Annotated in this window: 16 protein-coding genes; 13 read left to right on the top strand and 3 right to left on the bottom strand. The window is 33.0% G+C overall.

What is annotated here, in order from left to right; genetic code table 11:
• The first annotated feature begins 45 nt into the window (after nucleotides 1–45).
• Genes H1220_06050 through H1220_06035 form a run of 4 tightly spaced genes read left to right on the top strand, consistent with a single transcriptional unit; the run spans nucleotide 46 to nucleotide 2365 of the window.
• On the top strand, nucleotides 46–828 hold the full coding sequence (locus H1220_06050) for a segregation/condensation protein A (protein QMI85283.1): 783 nt from the start codon (nucleotides 46–48) through the stop codon (nucleotides 826–828).
• Complete coding sequence (gene scpB / locus H1220_06045; GenBank protein QMI85282.1) at nucleotides 821–1429, top strand: SMC-Scp complex subunit ScpB; 609 nt, start codon at nucleotides 821–823, stop codon at nucleotides 1427–1429. The genes H1220_06050 and scpB overlap by 8 nt, the downstream gene beginning before the upstream one ends.
• Before the next feature lie 11 nt (nucleotides 1430–1440).
• Nucleotides 1441–2175, top strand: coding sequence for an rRNA pseudouridine synthase (locus H1220_06040; protein ID QMI85281.1), 735 nt, complete (start codon nucleotides 1441–1443; stop codon nucleotides 2173–2175).
• Between the two features lie 10 nt (nucleotides 2176–2185).
• A complete protein-coding gene (locus H1220_06035; protein ID QMI85280.1) occupies nucleotides 2186–2365 on the top strand; it encodes a hypothetical protein in 180 nt (59 codons plus the stop codon).
• An 81-nt stretch (nucleotides 2366–2446) separates the two neighbouring features.
• Here the strand turns inward: H1220_06035 and H1220_06030 are convergent, their stop codons facing one another.
• The 3 genes from H1220_06030 to H1220_06020 form a co-directional block, all read right to left on the bottom strand.
• Nucleotides 2447–4615 carry a PBP1A family penicillin-binding protein gene (locus H1220_06030; protein ID QMI85279.1) on the bottom strand — a complete coding sequence of 723 codons (2169 nt, stop codon included), beginning with the start codon at nucleotides 4613–4615 and terminating at the stop codon, nucleotides 2447–2449.
• 28 nt (nucleotides 4616–4643) lie between these two features.
• Nucleotides 4644–5246 carry a Holliday junction resolvase RecU gene (gene recU, locus H1220_06025; GenBank protein ID QMI85278.1) on the bottom strand — a complete coding sequence of 201 codons (603 nt, stop codon included), beginning with the start codon at nucleotides 5244–5246 and terminating at the stop codon, nucleotides 4644–4646.
• A gap of 207 nt (nucleotides 5247–5453) precedes the next feature.
• Entirely contained in the window at nucleotides 5454–6419 is a 966-nt protein-coding gene (locus tag H1220_06020; protein QMI85277.1) for a rhodanese-related sulfurtransferase, read from the bottom strand.
• A gap of 233 nt (nucleotides 6420–6652) precedes the next feature.
• Between H1220_06020 and H1220_06015 the strand changes: the two genes are divergently transcribed.
• The 9 genes from H1220_06015 to H1220_05975 all read left to right on the top strand — a co-directional run bounded on the left by H1220_06015 (nucleotide 6653) and on the right by H1220_05975 (nucleotide 16135).
• Nucleotides 6653–7261: a superoxide dismutase gene (locus tag H1220_06015; GenBank protein ID QMI86676.1), complete on the top strand. Its 609-nt coding sequence runs from the start codon at nucleotides 6653–6655 to the stop codon at nucleotides 7259–7261.
• A 218-nt stretch (nucleotides 7262–7479) separates the two neighbouring features.
• Nucleotides 7480–7842 (top strand): Asp23/Gls24 family envelope stress response protein, encoded by a 363-nt coding sequence (locus H1220_06010; GenBank protein ID QMI85276.1) that lies wholly within the window; start codon nucleotides 7480–7482, stop codon nucleotides 7840–7842.
• A gap of 84 nt (nucleotides 7843–7926) precedes the next feature.
• Entirely contained in the window at nucleotides 7927–9558 is a 1632-nt protein-coding gene (locus H1220_06005) for a DAK2 domain-containing protein (GenBank protein ID QMI86675.1), read from the top strand.
• A 133-nt stretch (nucleotides 9559–9691) separates the two neighbouring features.
• Nucleotides 9692–11713: an ATP-dependent DNA helicase RecG gene (recG, locus tag H1220_06000; protein QMI85275.1), complete on the top strand. Its 2022-nt coding sequence runs from the start codon at nucleotides 9692–9694 to the stop codon at nucleotides 11711–11713.
• A 19-nt stretch (nucleotides 11714–11732) separates the two neighbouring features.
• Entirely contained in the window at nucleotides 11733–12746 is a 1014-nt protein-coding gene (gene plsX / locus H1220_05995; GenBank protein ID QMI85274.1) for a phosphate acyltransferase PlsX, read from the top strand.
• A complete protein-coding gene (gene acpP / locus H1220_05990; GenBank protein QMI85273.1) occupies nucleotides 12746–12982 on the top strand; it encodes an acyl carrier protein in 237 nt (78 codons plus the stop codon). The genes plsX and acpP overlap by 1 nt, the downstream gene beginning before the upstream one ends.
• 238 nt (nucleotides 12983–13220) lie before the next feature.
• Complete coding sequence (locus H1220_05985; protein ID QMI85272.1) at nucleotides 13221–14219, top strand: ABC transporter ATP-binding protein; 999 nt, start codon at nucleotides 13221–13223, stop codon at nucleotides 14217–14219.
• The gene (locus H1220_05980) at nucleotides 14219–15172 is read left to right on the top strand and encodes an ABC transporter ATP-binding protein (GenBank protein QMI86673.1); all 954 of its coding nucleotides are present in this window, start codon (nucleotides 14219–14221) and stop codon (nucleotides 15170–15172) included. Before H1220_05985 ends, H1220_05980 begins: the two co-directional genes overlap by 1 nt.
• Nucleotides 15173–16135 (top strand): ABC transporter permease, encoded by a 963-nt coding sequence (locus tag H1220_05975; protein ID QMI85271.1) that lies wholly within the window; start codon nucleotides 15173–15175, stop codon nucleotides 16133–16135.
• Nucleotides 16136–16162 lie beyond the last annotated feature (27 nt).

The raw sequence follows: 16162 nt of genomic DNA, 5'->3' as shown, positions 1-16162 counted from the left end.
AAATGAGAACATTTGCCTATGTATTGATGTTTTTAGGAGTTATAAATGGAAAATAATCAAGAATTATTGATAAAATTAGATGATTTTGAAGGTCCTTTAGATTTGTTATTACATTTGATTAAAGAAACAAAAATGGATATTCAAGAAGTTCCAATGCTGATTATTGTTGATCAATATTTACAATTTATTCGTTCAATGACATATTTACAGTTAGATATTGCTGGAGAGTATTTGGTTATGGCGGCTACGCTTTTAGAAATTAAAAGTAGATTGTTATTACCACGAGTTGATACAATAGAGATTGAAACAGAAGAGTACGAAGAAGATTTACAAGATGAGTTAATTAGACAATTGATTGAATACCAACAATTCAAAGAAGTTGCAAGTGCCTTGCGTGAAAAAGAAGACGAACGAGGACAATTTTTTGCAAAGGAACCTACTAATTTAGAACTACTACAAGAAAATATCCCATTAAAAGAGGGAGAAGTTAGTCTTGATGATATGATTCGTGCTTTTCAAAAGATGTTTCAAAAACAGCTTCAAAAACAACCATTACATGCAAGAATCGAAATGGATCAAGTATCTGTTGAAGAAACAATGTTACGCATAGTTGACACATTATCCAAAACAAGTAGAGAAGTACCGATTATCGATTTTATTGACTCAAAACAGTCTTTAATAGCAACATTTCTAGCTATGTTAGAGTTAGCAAAAGAAAAACGTGTGTATTTTAAACAAGGTACATTACATGATATGATTTATTTATATGCAGGAGAAAATATTCAACAAGAAGAATGGTATGATTATAAAGGAGAAGAAAATGAGTAATCAAATAGGTGCAGTTGAAAGTTTGTTATTTGTATCAGGTGATGCAGGCCTAACACTATTAGAATTGAGCGACTTATTACATATACAAACTTCCGACGTTACAGTATTGCTGGAAACTTTACAAAAAAAATACCATGATGATGAACAATGCGGACTGGCATTAGTTTCTTTTGCCAATCGTTATCAAATAGTGACAAAGGGAATATATTCAGAAGTAATAAAAGAATATGCAGTTTCTCCTTTTGCCACTAAATTATCTCAGGCAGCGCTCGAAACATTAGCTATTATCGCATACAAACAACCTTTAACACGTGCACAAATTGATCAAATTAGAGGTGTACAATCAACAGGTGCTCTACAAAAATTACAAATGAGAGATTTAATTGAATCTAAAGGAAGAGAAAATAGTCCAGGAAAGCCTATTTTGTATGGGACAACAGATTATTTTATGAATTATTTTGGTATTACGGATATGTCAGAATTACCTGATTTAGATCAATTAGAAATGATTCAAGAAAATACGCTACAAGATTTGTTTGAAGAGCGTTATAAAAAAGAGTATCAAACAAATGATGTAAAAATAGAAGATGCTACAGAATAAGGAGAAAACTAGTGGAACGTTTGCAAAAAGTGATGGCGCATGCAGGGGTGGCATCAAGAAGAAAATGTGAAGAATTGATTATAAGTGGTCATGTTCAAGTAAATGGAAAACTTGTGACGGAATTAGGCTATAAAGTAAGTACAAGTGATAAAATTGAAGTAGACGGTGTACCGCTTTATAAAGAAGAACCTGTTTATTATTTATTTAATAAACCACAACGTGTTATTTCAGCTGTATCAGATGATAAAGGAAGAGCAGTTGTAACAGATTATTTTCAAGGATTGCAAGAAAGAATTTATCCTATTGGGCGATTGGATTATGATACAACAGGATTATTATTGTTAACAAATGATGGAGAATTTGCTAATTTGCTCATGCACCCAAAATATCATGTGGAAAAAACATATATTGCAAAAGTAAAAGGTATACCTACTGAACAGCAACTAAAAAAACTGAAATACGGTATTAAAATTGATGGGAAAAAAACAGCTCCTGCAAAAGTAAAATTATTATCTGGAGATACAGATAAGCAAACAGCAACCATTGAATTAACCATTCACGAGGGTTGGAATCATCAAGTGAAAAAAATGTTTATGGCAATTGGTACACCTGTCATGAAATTAAGACGTGAAAAATATGGTTCTTTAACACTTGATCATTTAGGTGTCGGACAGTGGCGACCACTAAAGAAATACGAAGTACAAAAATTAAAACAAGAAGCAATGCAAATGCAACCTAAAAAATAAAAGACTAATCGTGTTAGTGGGAATAATCCACCAACACGATTTTGTATATAAAAGTGGACAAAAAAAGAGAAATACCTGTATGATTAAATCACCACAATTAAACAAGGAGGTATTTCTCATAGATTATTATACAAAAAAATTAGGCTCTTCGTCAAATGGTGTTGGCGGAGAGCTAAATAAGATTGAATAGCGATGCCTATAATGAACTTTATTTAAATAGTAAAGAGCTTTATATCAACTATTAAAAGTAGTTGATATAAAGCTCTTTGTTTTAATTATCTTCCTCTTTTTTAGTCGTTGTTTCACGTGTTGTAGCTTCACGTGATGAGAATGAAAAACTTTTTGTTGTAAAACTAATTGTTGTTTTTTCTTTATCATCGTCAGAATCTTCATCTCTACGTCGTGTGGTTACATCTCTTTCAATTTCTGTATAAACAGGACGTTTTCCTTTTAAATATAGCTCTGATCCGTAACGTTCAACGCTATCTGGTTTTTCCCAAGGTGTATTATCACCATTTTGTGCTAAGTAAGACATAATGTATTTATAAATTAACTGTGCATAGGTTGATTCAGTTTGATCTAAATAATGATTGAGTTCATTTGGGGTATCGTATCCTACCCAAGTTGATACAACGTATCGTTTTGTGTAGCCAACATACCACGCATCTGGTGCTGCAAATGGAACGGTTTTACCACCTGTCACAGTAGCTAATTGATCTTCTGTATAATTCGTTGTTCCTGATTTTCCAGCATGATATAAATAAGGAATGTCTGCACTTGTGGCATAAGTTGTTGGTACACCTCTTAAAATATCTGTAATCATGTAAGCTGTGGAGTCTTTCATGGCACGTGTCCCTTCGCCAATATAACTTGCTTCTTCTCCAGAACGTGTAATAATTTTATTGATTGTAAATGGTTTGTAGTAAGTACCACCATTTGCAAAGGCACTATAAGCGGCCGCCATTTGTAAAGGGCTTGCCTCAAAACCAATAGCATTTGATTCTACTAATCCAGGCACACCATTATTTGTAACATCTATTTTTAATTTAGACAAGAATGCATAAGCGTTATCTAAACCGACATCTCGTAATGTACGTAGAGCAGGAGTGTTTCGTGAAGCAGCAAGTGCTGTTCGGATAGACGTTGATCCAAAATAACGGAAATCCCAGTTATATAAAGGTGTTCCGTCTGAATAATTGATTGGTGAATCTGAAACAGACTGACCAGTTGAGTAGTCTTTATATTCAAATGCAGGACCGTAATCGACTAAAGGTTTTGATGTTGATCCAACACTTCTAGAAGCAACTGTTGCACGATTTAAACCTAATTGGACATTGATATTTCGACCTCCCACCATAGCCACAATAGCCCCATTATTTGGGTCAACAACTGTCACGGCAGCTTGGACATCATTATTTGCCCAGTCAATGTAATTTGTTGTATTTAAAATATCTAACAATTTATTTTGGACATTCATATCTAGGTTTGTATAAATAGATAGACCATCTGTATATGGATTTAAAGAGGTTTTCTCTGAAATTTCAGCAGCAACAGCTTGCACATAAGAATCAATAGATAATTCTGCCGCTGATTTATCATTTTTATGATCGACTAAATTATAAGTAATAGGTAAAGCAGATGCGATATTAAATTCTTCTTGCGTGATTTTTTGATTTGATAGCATTGTACCTAAAACAGTATTTCTTCTTTGTAAAGCAGCTTCTGGATTGACATATGGATCATAGTGATTTGGTGCTTGAACCATACCTGCTAATAAAGCAGCTTCGGCAATATCTAATTTATTGACATCTTTTCCGAAATAATATTGTGCTGCCGTACCGAATCCATAAATATTATTTGCTAAATACACCTTATTTAAATATAAAGCTAAAATATCTTCTTTAGTGTATTGCTTTTCTGCTTGAATGGCTAACCATGCTTCTTGAATTTTTCGCTTAATGGTTTGATCTTCTTTTGACGTTGAAAAAGCGGATAGTTTGATAAGTTGTTGCGTAATTGTACTACCACCTTGAGAAAGTCTTCCTTTTGCTAAGTTTGTAATAAAGGCACCGCCAATACGAACAAAATCAACACCATTGTGATCGTAAAAACGTTTATCCTCAATAGATAGAACAGCATCTGCGACATTTTCAGGAATATCACTTGGATCAATCAAAATACGATCGTTTCCTCCAAGTTTTGTAATAATCTCACCGTTTTTATCATAAATCGTAGACGGGATTGTCCCGATTAAAGCTTCTTGTGTAATACTCGGTGCTGTTGATATGAAGTAAGCTGTCACACTCACAACAATTAGAAAAAGAATGGATAGTATCGCTAAAAAACTTAATAAAATTTTTTTGCCAAGTCCTTTTTTTGTTTTGGGTTTCTTTTTCTTTTTGTTAACAGGCTTACTAGAACGTGTTTGTGTTTTTACCATAAATAAAATAGCCTCCTATATAACACTATTAAAATTTATTGTTTGTATCAATCAAATGCTTTACAATATCTAAATAAGGAATAATAGGATACATGCCTATATGAATTTCATAGCCATACTTTTCAATATATGACAAGGGGATTGATTGACGCTTGCCATCTTTATGTTTTTCTCTCCAAAATTGAATAAAGTGTTGAGCCTTTAATAAAAAGACACGATTATGGAAAGAAAATTTAAAAAGAACAAACGTTATTCCTTGTTGTTCAAGACATTGCTCCATGTGTTGTACTTGATGCTCATGAAAATTTGTCAGAGGAAAAGACGTTTTATTTTTCGTTTCTTTTGCTTCAAAATCAATATAAAAACCTTGGTACACACCATTATAATCTGTTGTTGAAGCATGACGGAAGTAGGCTTCTGTTATTTTAGCAGCACTACGTTTGGGGTAGTCTACTTTTACAACTTGAACAGGTGTTGGCTTTTTATGAATCACTGCAATTTTCTTTTGTAAATAGTAAAGATTCGACTGATTGATTTGTTCCTCAAAAATCATGCCCCGTTTGCCGTGTATGATATTATTTTGAGATGTTTTAGTAGATAAAACAGTACCCGCAGGGTATTGTATTGGCATGATAAGACTCCTTTTTCACTTCATAAACGATTTCATTATACCAAAAACGGATTAAATAAACAATTTTAGAGCATATTTGATCATAAGAACTACTCTATTAAGAAGCGAAATTACTCAAAAAGACTTGAAACCAACTCATTAAAAATGTTGATTTCAAGTCTTTTTTATTTAAGAAGTAAAACCTTTGTTTTTAGGTTAACTTCTTATTTATGCATTTGTTGCTAATGTTTCACCAATTTTTTGTAGACGTTGTTCTAATTCATCACGTGTTAGCTCATGACGTTTGACGTAAAGATTTTCTGGATGAATACGGCATTCGTGTGAACAGCTCTTTAAATATTTTTCTTCATTTTCAACTGAACATAGAATTTGACGATTACAACGAGGGTTAGCACAGTTGACATAACGTTCGCAAGGTGTGTTGTCAAACCAGTCACGACCAACGACAATATGTTCATTTTGATTGATATCTACAGCGATACGGTCATCAAATACATACATTTTTCCGTCCCATAAATCACCACGTACTTCTGGATCTTTTCCATAAGTTGCGATACCGCCGTGTAATTGCCCAACATCTTTAAATCCTTCACGTACTAACCAGCCAGAGAATTTTTCACAGCGGATACCACCTGTGCAATATACAACTAAACGTTTTTCCATAAATTTTTCTTTGTTGTCTAATACCCATTGAGGTAATTCTCTAAAATTACGTATATCAGGACGAACAGAACCTCTAAAATGACCTAAATCATATTCATAGTCATTACGTGTATCTAAAACGATTGTATCCTCATCTAGCAGAGCTTCTCTAAATTCTTGTGGGGATAAATATTGTCCTGTTAATTCTAAAGGATTAACATCCTCTTCTAAACCTAAATTAACGAGTTCTGGACGATATCTCACAAAAATTTTACGGAATGCCATATTATTTTCTTCATCAATTTTGAATACCATATTGGCAAATCTTGGATCTTTGTGCATGTGATCCATGTATTGTTGTGTTTGTTCAATGGTTCCTGAACAAGTACCATTGATACCTTCATTGGCAATTAAAATACGACCTTTAATACCAATTTCTTTACAAAATGCAAGATGTTCTTTTGCAAATTGTTCTGCATTTTCGATTGGTACATATTGATAATACAATAGTACACGAATTTCTTTTGACATAATGATTCCTCCAAAATAGTCCAAATATTTTGAAACTGTATTTGTGCATTTCGCACGACGTAAATATAGATGAAAAGAATAGAAAAAAACAAGTGATTTGCTTGTGAAATAATAAACTTTAAATGTTTAAAAATGGCGTCATACAAAAGCAAAAGCCTTTTCATGTTTGTGAAAGTATGGTATGCTAAAAACATATAAAAAACGCGTGTGTTTGTACACACCTTAGGAGGAGTATTATGACTTTTGAATTACCAAAATTACCTTATGCTTATGAGGCACTTGAGCCACATTTCGATGCAGCGACAATGCATTTGCATCATGAAAAACATCATCAAGCGTATGTAACAAATTTAAATGCTGCATTAGAAAAAGCACCTGAATTTTTTGGGAAATCAGTTGAAGAAATTATTGCACATTTAGATAAATTACCAGAAAGCATTCAAACTGCAGTCAGAAACAATGGTGGTGGACATGCTAATCATTCATTCTTTTGGACATCTTTAACACCAGCTAAGACTGAACCAGTTGGCGAATTAAAAGCAGAAATTGAAGCAAAATTTGGTAGTGTAGAGGCAATGAAAGAAGCGTTTAATACTGCCGCTAAAACACGTTTTGGTTCTGGTTGGGCATGGTTGGCATTAAATAATGGAGAATTAGAAGTGTTATCAACAGCGAATCAAGATTCACCAATCATGGAAGGTAAAACACCAATTTTAGCTTTAGATGTTTGGGAACATGCATACTATTTAAACTATCAAAACAGACGTCCAGACTATGTTGATGCATACTGGAATTTAGTAGACTGGAATAAAGCAAACGACCGCTTTACTGCAGCAAAGTAGTTTATCTCATTCGTAAATTAGGTTTGAAATAAAGATAAAATATATTTACAATGAGAAAAATCATCATTTAAATACATAAAAAAGGCTCTTTCGTTCATAGAATGCTTTCTATGAACGGAAGAGCCTAATATTTTTCTATAAAAAAGATAGATATAGATAATAAAGTATGTTATTATCAAGATGATATGCTATAAATCGTATGATAAAGGAGGATTTATATGTCAGTAAAAATCGAAACAAAAAATGGTCATATTGATTTAACACAGGAGGTTATTGCAACAGTTGTTGGAACAGCTGTTACAGACAACTATGGTGTTGTTGGTATGGCAAGTAAGCATCAAATTCGAGATAATATCAATGTTATTTTGAAAAAAGAAAATTATTCTCGTGGTGTGGTCATTCGTCAAATAGACAATCAAGTCATGGTAGATGTTTATATTTTTGTTAACTATGGAACAAAAATTTCTGAAATTTGCCGTAATGTACAATCTAAAGTTAGCTATGATTTAAAACATTTATTGGGTATTGATGTACATTCAGTAAATGTTTATGTACAAGGTGTACGTATCGTACAGGACTAGTATTTTTGAGAAAGTCAATGACATGACTATTAGGAGGATTTTGAATTGGAAATGAAAGAACTAAAAGGACAAGCATTTAAAGATATGGTGCAAGTAGGCTGTGAACGTCTACATGAAAATGCTGAATTAGTAAACTCTTTGAATGTGTTTCCTGTCCCAGACGGAGATACTGGAACAAATATGAACATGTCCTTTACATCAGGAGCACAACGTGTCGCTCAATCTCAAGAAGAAGAAGTAGGTGCTTTAGCTGTTGATTTAGCAAAAGGTTTATTGATGGGAGCACGAGGAAATTCAGGTGTTATTTTATCGCAATTATTTAGAGGGTTTTCAAAATCGGTTGAAACATATAGCTCTTTAACTGCTGAACAATTTGCACAAGGATTTACACACGGTGTTGAAACAGCTTATAAAGCTGTAATGAAACCAGTTGAAGGTACTATTTTAACTGTTGCTAGAGAATCTGCAAAAGCAGGAGAGGAAAAAGCAAAAACAACAGATAATATTATTGATGTTATGCGTGCTATTGTTGAAGGTGCTAGAGTATCATTAGATAACACACCAGAATTATTGCCAGTTTTAAAAGAAGTTGGTGTTGTCGATAGTGGTGGACAAGGATTACTATTTGTTTATGAAGGATTTTTAGAATCTTTAACAGGTGAAAAATTACCAACATCATTTGGAAAAGGTATTTCAGCGAACTTAGCATCTGTTGCGCATCATGAAAACTTTTCTAATGTTGCACATGCAGTGGATACAAAAGATATTCAATTTGGTTACTGTACAGAAATTATGGTACGTATTGGAGAAGGAGAAACTGTTACAGATACATTTGATTATGATACATTCCGTAATTATTTAAATGACTTAGGAGATTCTTTATTAGTTGTAGCAGATGATGAAATCATTAAAGTTCATGTACATACAGAACGACCAGGAGAAGTCATGAATTATGGTCAAAAATTTGGTTCACTTATTAAAATTAAAGTAGATAATATGCGTTTGCAACATGAAGATGTATTAACAAATAAAGCAACAAAACAAAAACCAGTTGAAAAAGCAGAATATGGTATTATTGCAATTGCTGCTGGAAATGGTGTACAAACGTTATTAAAAGATATGGGTGCTACAGTCATTATCAATGGTGGACAAACAATGAATCCAAGTACAGAGGATATTTTAAAAGCTATTGAAGAAGCACATGCAGAAAAAGTGATTATTCTACCAAATAATAAAAATATCCAAATGGCAGCAGATCAAGCTGCTCAAGTGAGCGATACACCTGCTGTTGTTGTTCCGACAAAAACAATTCCACAAGGTATGACAGCTCTACTTGCATTTAATCCACTAAACCAATTAGAAGAAAATAAAGAGAACATGACAAATGCTTTATCTTCTGTTGTTAGTGGTCAAGTTACAATAGCGGTACGTGATACACAAATTGACGGCATAGACATTAAAGAAAATGATTTTATGGGATTGATTGACGGTAAAATCGTCTTTTCTCAAAAAGATAAACAAGAAGTAACGCTTGATACATTACGTCAAATGATTTCTGATGATACTGAAATTGTCACAATCTTAATCGGAGAAGACGCAACACAAGAAGAAGCTGAAGAAATTGTTTCTGTTTTAGAACAAGAATTTGAAGATATTGAATTTGATATTCAATTAGGAGATCAACCAGTATATCACTTCTTGTTGGCAAGTGAATAACCAATAAAAATTGGGACTATAAGTAAAGAGGTGAATGGATGTTTAAAGACGTCATTTGCCTCTTTTTTCATTTGTATTGGGTGATTTTTTTTTCTTGTTTTGATATGATATATAAAAAGTAAAGGAGAATGGTATGAAAAGTATTTATGATCGTGTCGATACATTAAAGTCAGTTGGTCCCAAAAGAGTGCAAGATTTAAATCAATTAGGTATTGAAACCGTAGAAGACTTACTTTTACATTTTCCATTTCGCTATGAAGATATTCAAATTCGTGATTTAACAGAAGTGTTAGATCAAGATAAAATTAGTTTAAAAGGAACGATTTTAACAGATCCAGTGGTTAGTTTCTATGCAGGGAGAAAGAATAGATTATCGTTCCGTTTAGGTATAGGTGCACAAGTGATAAATGTTGTTTTTTTTAATCAACATTATTTAAAAGATAAATGTCAAATTGGATTAGAAATTGCTATATATGGGAAGTGGGAAGAAAAAAGACAAACATTATTAGGTATGAAATTGCTCGGCACAGCTAATCAAGATACTGAATTTTCAGCTGTTTATCACACAACAAAATCAATGAAGCAAGCAACTTTAGTGAAATTGATTAAACAGTCTTTTGATGATTATAAAGATGTTATTGAAGAAGTCTTACCCGATGAGATTTTGGATAAATATGCTTTTATGGATTATATGCACGCTATTGAAAACATGCACTTTCCTGAAAATCAGCAATCGGCAAATGAAGCACGAAGAAGAATGATTTATCAAGAATTGTTTTTCTACCAACTAAAATTAAACTTGTTAAAATACGAAAGGCACAAAACAAAAACAGGTTCTTTAAAATACGACACAAATAAGTTGAAAGCTTATATTGATACTATTCCATTTTCTTTAACCAATGCACAAAAAAAAGTAAGCAATGATATTTGTAGAGATTTACTTGCTCCATTTGATATGAATCGTTTGCTACAAGGAGATGTTGGAAGTGGTAAAACAGTTGTGGCAAGTATTGCCATAGCAGCGTGTGTATTTAGCGGGAAACAGGTTGCTTTTATGGTGCCAACAGAAATATTAGCACAACAGCATTACAAAACCATTCAAACATTATTTCAAGGTACCTCGATAAAAATAGGATTATTGACAAGTAGTACGACAGTAAAAGAAAGAAAACAAATGTTATTAGATGTATTGAATGGTCAATTAGATTGCTTGATTGGGACACATGCACTTATTCAAGAAGATATTCAGTTTTATGAGTTAGGTTTAATTATTATTGATGAACAGCATCGCTTTGGTGTGATGCAAAGACAAAAGTTAAATGAAAAAGCTATTTTTCAAAATGTACTGTATATGACGGCTACCCCAATTCCACGAACACTTTCAATGACATTATTTGGTGAAATGGATGTATCCGTTATTGATGAATTACCTGCTGGACGGCAAAAAATTATTACAAGATGGGTAAAAGAGCAGGAAATGGAAAAAGTACTTGAATTTATGAAACGAGAAATAGATAAAGGATACCAAGCATATATGATTACACCTCTAATTGAAGAGTCTGAAGCATTAGAAGATGTACAAAATGCACAAAAAATGTATGAATATATTTCAGAGTATTTTTATGAGTATTCGGTCGGTTTATTGCACGGTAAAATGAAAGCTGATGAAAAAGACGATGTCATGAAACGATTTAAACAAAATAATATTCACATTTTAGTTTCTACAACCGTTATTGAAGTGGGTGTGGATGTACCTAATGCAACAATTATGGTTATTCAAGATGCAGAAAGATTTGGATTGGCACAATTACACCAATTACGTGGACGTGTTGGACGAGGGGATAAACAATCTTATTGTATTTTAGTTGCTAATCCTAAAACAGAACAAGGAAAACAACGTATGGCAATCATGGTTGAAAGTCAAGATGGCTTTTATCTGAGTCAAAAAGACTTAGAAATGAGAGGAACAGGAGATATTTTTGGATTAAAACAATCTGGTATTCCAGATTTTTCTTGTGCAGATATTATTCGAGATGTTCACATATTAAATCAAGCTAGACAAGATGCAATGGACATTGTGCATTCACAAAATCCTTATATAAAAAATGCGTATGAGTTGTTAAGAAAAAAGACTTTTGATAAGATAAAGTTGTAGTGATTAAAGGAGGTGCTTCATGAAAAAAATTGCAGTAGATGCAATGGGAGGCGATTTTGCGCCGCAATCAGTCGTTGAAGGTGTGATGCGTGCAGCAAAAGAATTTCAAGATATTACCTTTGTTTTATATGGTGATGAAACAAAAATAAAAGAATATTTAATAGATGATACAAGAATTGACATTGTACATACAGATGAAAAAATAAATAGTGATGATGAACCAGTAAAATCTATTAGACAAAAGAAAAATGCTTCCATGGTATTGGCGGCACAAGCTGTTAAAGATAAGCAAGCAGATGCCATGTTTTCGGCAGGGAATACAGGCGCATTGTTAGCTGCGGGGTTATTTATCGTTGGAAGAATTAAAGGTATTGAACGTCCGGGCTTAATGCCAACTTTACCTGTTATAACAGATCCAAGTCGTACGTTTGTATTTATGGATGTTGGTGCTAATGCGGATTGTAAACCACATCATCTCGTTCAATTTGCTATTTTAGGTTCGTACTATGCACGTTTTGTACAAAAAATAGATAAACCAAGAATAGCATTGTTAAACAATGGAGCGGAGGCTTCAAAAGGAAATGAGTTAACGAAGCAGGCGTATCAACAATTATTGCAATTAGAGGATATTCATTTTATTGGAAATATTGAAGCAAGAGATTTGTTATTAGGAGAAGCTGATGTTGTTGTAACAGACGGTTTTACGGGAAATGCTGTCTTGAAATCCGTTGAAGGAACAGCTTTGTCCATGGTTCAGTTAATTAAATCAACGATTAAACAAGGTGACCTTAAAACAAAACTAGGTGGATTACTCGTTAAAAATGCTTTAAGTGGCGTAAAAGATGTGTTAGACTATTCTAAACACGGTGGTGCTGTTTTATTTGGTTTAAAAGCACCTGTTGTGAAAACACATGGTTCAGCAGACAGCACAGCTGTTTATTACACATTAAAGCAAATTCGAACAATTTTAGACTCCCATGTGATTGAAGATTTAGCAAATCATTTCGATAATGAGAAAGAGAGTGATAATTAATGGAAGAAAAAATTTATGAGAAAGTTTTAGACATTGTGTCTGAACAGTTTAATACAGATAAAAGCGATTTATCAAAAGAAACACGATTTAAAGAAGATTTACAAGCAGATTCTATTTCGGTCGTTGAATTGATTATGGCTTTTGAACAAGAATTTGGGGGAACAATTTCTGATGAAGAATCAGAACATATTCAAACAATAGGAGATATTGTTTCGTATATTGCTTCTAAATCATAAAAGCTAGGCACTTTGCTTAGCTTTTTTTATAAAAAATATAAAATAGGATAGAATATTCAGACAATTTGTAGTATAATAATATGGCTATATTATTGACTAAATTGTTTTTTATTAAAAAAAAATGAAAATATAAGTTGCTTTTGATGAGCATAATCTATATAATGTTGTTATACATGTTATGTATTCGTCGTGATGATAGGATAGTATAGAGAAGTTAAATGAAGAAGGAGGAATTATTTTGACGTATGAAAAAACGTTATTAGATGTACGTGATTTACATACAGGATTTCGTTACAACGATCAATTTTATGATGCAGTAGATGGTGTATCATTTACATTATCAAATAATGAAATTTTAGCTATTGTAGGTGAGTCAGGTTGTGGTAAAAGTACATTAGCAACAACAATTGTTGGATTGCATGATGCAAAAAACACACGTATATCTGGTGAAATTTTATATAGACAAGATAACTTAGCAGAATTTACAGATAAACAATTTGAAAAAATCCGTGGTAACGACATTGGTGTTATTTTCCAAGATCCATTGTCAGCATTAAATCCATTGATGACGATTTTTAAACAAATTGAAGAAACACTGATTTATCATACGACAATGAACAAAGAAGAACGTCGTCAACGTGTGTTGGAATTATTAACTCAAGTAGGTATTCCTAATCCAGAGCGTGTGGCAAAGCAATATCCACATGAATTATCCGGTGGGATGCGCCAACGTGTCGTTATTGCGATAGCTTTGGCTTGTAAACCACCAATTATTATTGCTGATGAACCAACAACAGCGTTAGACGTAACAATCCAAGCGCAAATTCTTGACTTATTAAATGATTTACAAGAAGAAACCGAAGCAGGAATTATTTTAATTACCCATGACTTAGGGGTAGTGGCTGAAACAGCCGATAAAGTAGCTGTTATGTATGCAGGACAATTTGTTGAAGTAGCTCCAGTAAATGAATTATTTAATAATCCGTTACATCCGTATACACGTTCATTATTACAGTCAATGCCTCAAGATGATAGTGAAGAAGACTTACATGTGATTCAAGGTAGCGTACCGTCTTTAATTAACTTAGATCGTACAGGGTGCCGTTTTGCACCACGTATTCCGTGGATTTCCGAAGACGCACACGAAAAAGATCCAGTTTTACACGAAGTATCGCCTGGTCATTTTGTGAGATGTTCTTGTTACAAACATTTTCATTTTGATGGGGAAGGAGAATAATCGTGGGTATTATCCAAGTTGAAAATTTAAAAGTACATTATCCAATTCGTAGTGGATTTTGGAATCGTGTCACAGATCATGTGTATGCCGTGGATGGTGTTAACTTAGATATTGAAGAAGGTAAAACGTATGGTTTAGTTGGTGAATCTGGATCAGGTAAATCAACTATTGGTAAAGCTATTATTGGTTTAGAAAAAATTACTTCTGGTAAAATTTATTACAATGGAGAAGACATTACAAAACAAGTAAAAAAACGTACATCTGAATACAACCGTAACGTTCAAATGATTTTCCAAGACTCTTTATCAAGTTTTAATCCTAAAAAACGTATTCAAGATATTTTATCAGAACCATTACGTAATTTTGAAAAATTATCACCAGATGAAGAAAGACGTCGTATTTTAGAATTATTAGACATTATCGGATTTACGGAAGATATTTTAACGAAATATCCACATGAATTTTCAGGTGGTCAACGTCAACGTATTGGGGTGGCACGTGCTATTGCATCCAAACCGAAATTAGTGATTGCTGATGAACCGGTATCTGCATTGGACTTATCTGTACAAGCGCAAGTATTAAACTACATGAAACGTATTCAAGATGAATATGGTATTGCTTATTTATTTATTTCTCATGATTTAGGTGTTGTCAAACACATGTCAGATGATTTAGCTATCATGTATCGTGGACGATTTGTAGAGTATGGTAACAAAAAAGATATTTATGAAAATCCAAAACATATTTATACACAACGTTTATTATCCGCAATTCCATCTGTTAATCCTGATTCAGCTGAAGAAAATAAAATAAAACGTTTGAAAGTTGAAAGTGAGTATGCAAAAAATCAAGCAGAATACTTCGATAAAAATGGGCGTGTGTATGATTTAGAAAATATTAGCAATACACATAAAGTCGCACTATCTTCAGTTCAAAAAGGAGGTACGATGTAAATGTGGAAAGTGATTTTACGAAGAATATTGGTCATGATTCCTCAAATTTTAATTTTAAGCCTATTAATTTTCATATTGGCTAAAATGATGCCTGGGGATGCGTTATCTGGGAAAGCGAGTGCTTCATTAACGATAAAAGACATTGAAGCAATTCGACAAGCAAATGGTTGGAATGATCCGTGGTATGTACAATATGGTCGTTGGATTAGTAAAGCATTTCATGGAGATTTAGGAAACAGTTATCAAAACCAACGTCCTGTTGTTGATATTATTGGTGAACGTTTGAGTAATACGGTGTGGTTATCTATCTTAACAGTTGTGATTATGTATTTAGTAGCTATTCCTTTAGGTATGATAGCTGGTCGTTACCAAAATTCATGGGCTGATAAAATTATTGTTTTCTTAAACTTTTTAAACTTTTCAATTCCAGGGTTTGTTGCCGGATTATTGGCTATTTGGCTATTCGGATATTCATTAGGTTGGTTCCCAACTCGTGGTACTGAAACATCTGGTGTTGTTTTAACTGGTCTAGCGTACTTCTGGGATAGATTCCATCACATTTTATTACCATCCTTAATTATGGGTATTTTATCAACAGTTGGTACCATTCAATATTTAAGATCAGGTATTATTGATGCGAAATCTTTAGACTATGTACGTACAGCACGTGCAAAAGGTGTTCCTTTGAATAAAGTATATTCAAGACATATTTTTAGAAACTCTATTTTACCGATTGTGACATTTATTGGATATGATATTACAGGTATTTTATCTGGTTCAATTTTTATTGAGAACATTTTCTCATTCCCTGGGATGGGTAAATTATTTATCGATTCAATCAATGGACGTGACTACTCACTAATGACAGCACTGATTTTAATGTATGGATTAGCCGGTTTATTTGGTTCCTTACTATCGGATGTGGCACTTGCATTAGTTGATCCACGCATTCGCATTCAGTAGAAAGGAGACTAAAAGTGGCTAAAAAAG

The organism is Carnobacteriaceae bacterium zg-84 (genome assembly GCA_013874835.1).
GTDB lineage: Bacteria > Bacillota > Bacilli > Lactobacillales > Aerococcaceae > WM01.
The sequence above is the reverse complement of the archived record's forward strand: the minus strand, read 5'-3'. Positions and strand labels throughout refer to the sequence as shown.

Bases quoted from the DNA above. Each gene is read 5' to 3' on its own strand.
- H1220_06010 (QMI85276.1), top strand. From the start codon at position 7,480: ATGTCAGTAAAAATCGAAACAAAAAATGGTCATATTGATTTAACACAG.
- recG (QMI85275.1), top strand. From the start codon at position 9,692: ATGAAAAGTATTTATGATCGTGTCGATACATTAAAGTCAGTTGGTCCC.
- H1220_06005 (QMI86675.1), top strand. From the start codon at position 7,927: ATGGTGCAAGTAGGCTGTGAACGTCTACATGAAAATGCTGAATTAGTA.
- recU (QMI85278.1), bottom strand. From the start codon at position 5,246: ATGCCAATACAATACCCTGCGGGTACTGTTTTATCTACTAAAACATCT.
- H1220_06030 (QMI85279.1), bottom strand. From the start codon at position 4,615: ATGGTAAAAACACAAACACGTTCTAGTAAGCCTGTTAACAAAAAGAAA.
- plsX (QMI85274.1), top strand. From the start codon at position 11,733: ATGAAAAAAATTGCAGTAGATGCAATGGGAGGCGATTTTGCGCCGCAA.
- H1220_06050 (QMI85283.1), top strand. From the start codon at position 46: ATGGAAAATAATCAAGAATTATTGATAAAATTAGATGATTTTGAAGGT.
- H1220_06020 (QMI85277.1), bottom strand. From the start codon at position 6,419: ATGTCAAAAGAAATTCGTGTACTATTGTATTATCAATATGTACCAATC.
- acpP (QMI85273.1), top strand. From the start codon at position 12,746: ATGGAAGAAAAAATTTATGAGAAAGTTTTAGACATTGTGTCTGAACAG.
- scpB (QMI85282.1), top strand. From the start codon at position 821: ATGAGTAATCAAATAGGTGCAGTTGAAAGTTTGTTATTTGTATCAGGT.
- H1220_05975 (QMI85271.1), top strand. From the start codon at position 15,173: ATGTGGAAAGTGATTTTACGAAGAATATTGGTCATGATTCCTCAAATT.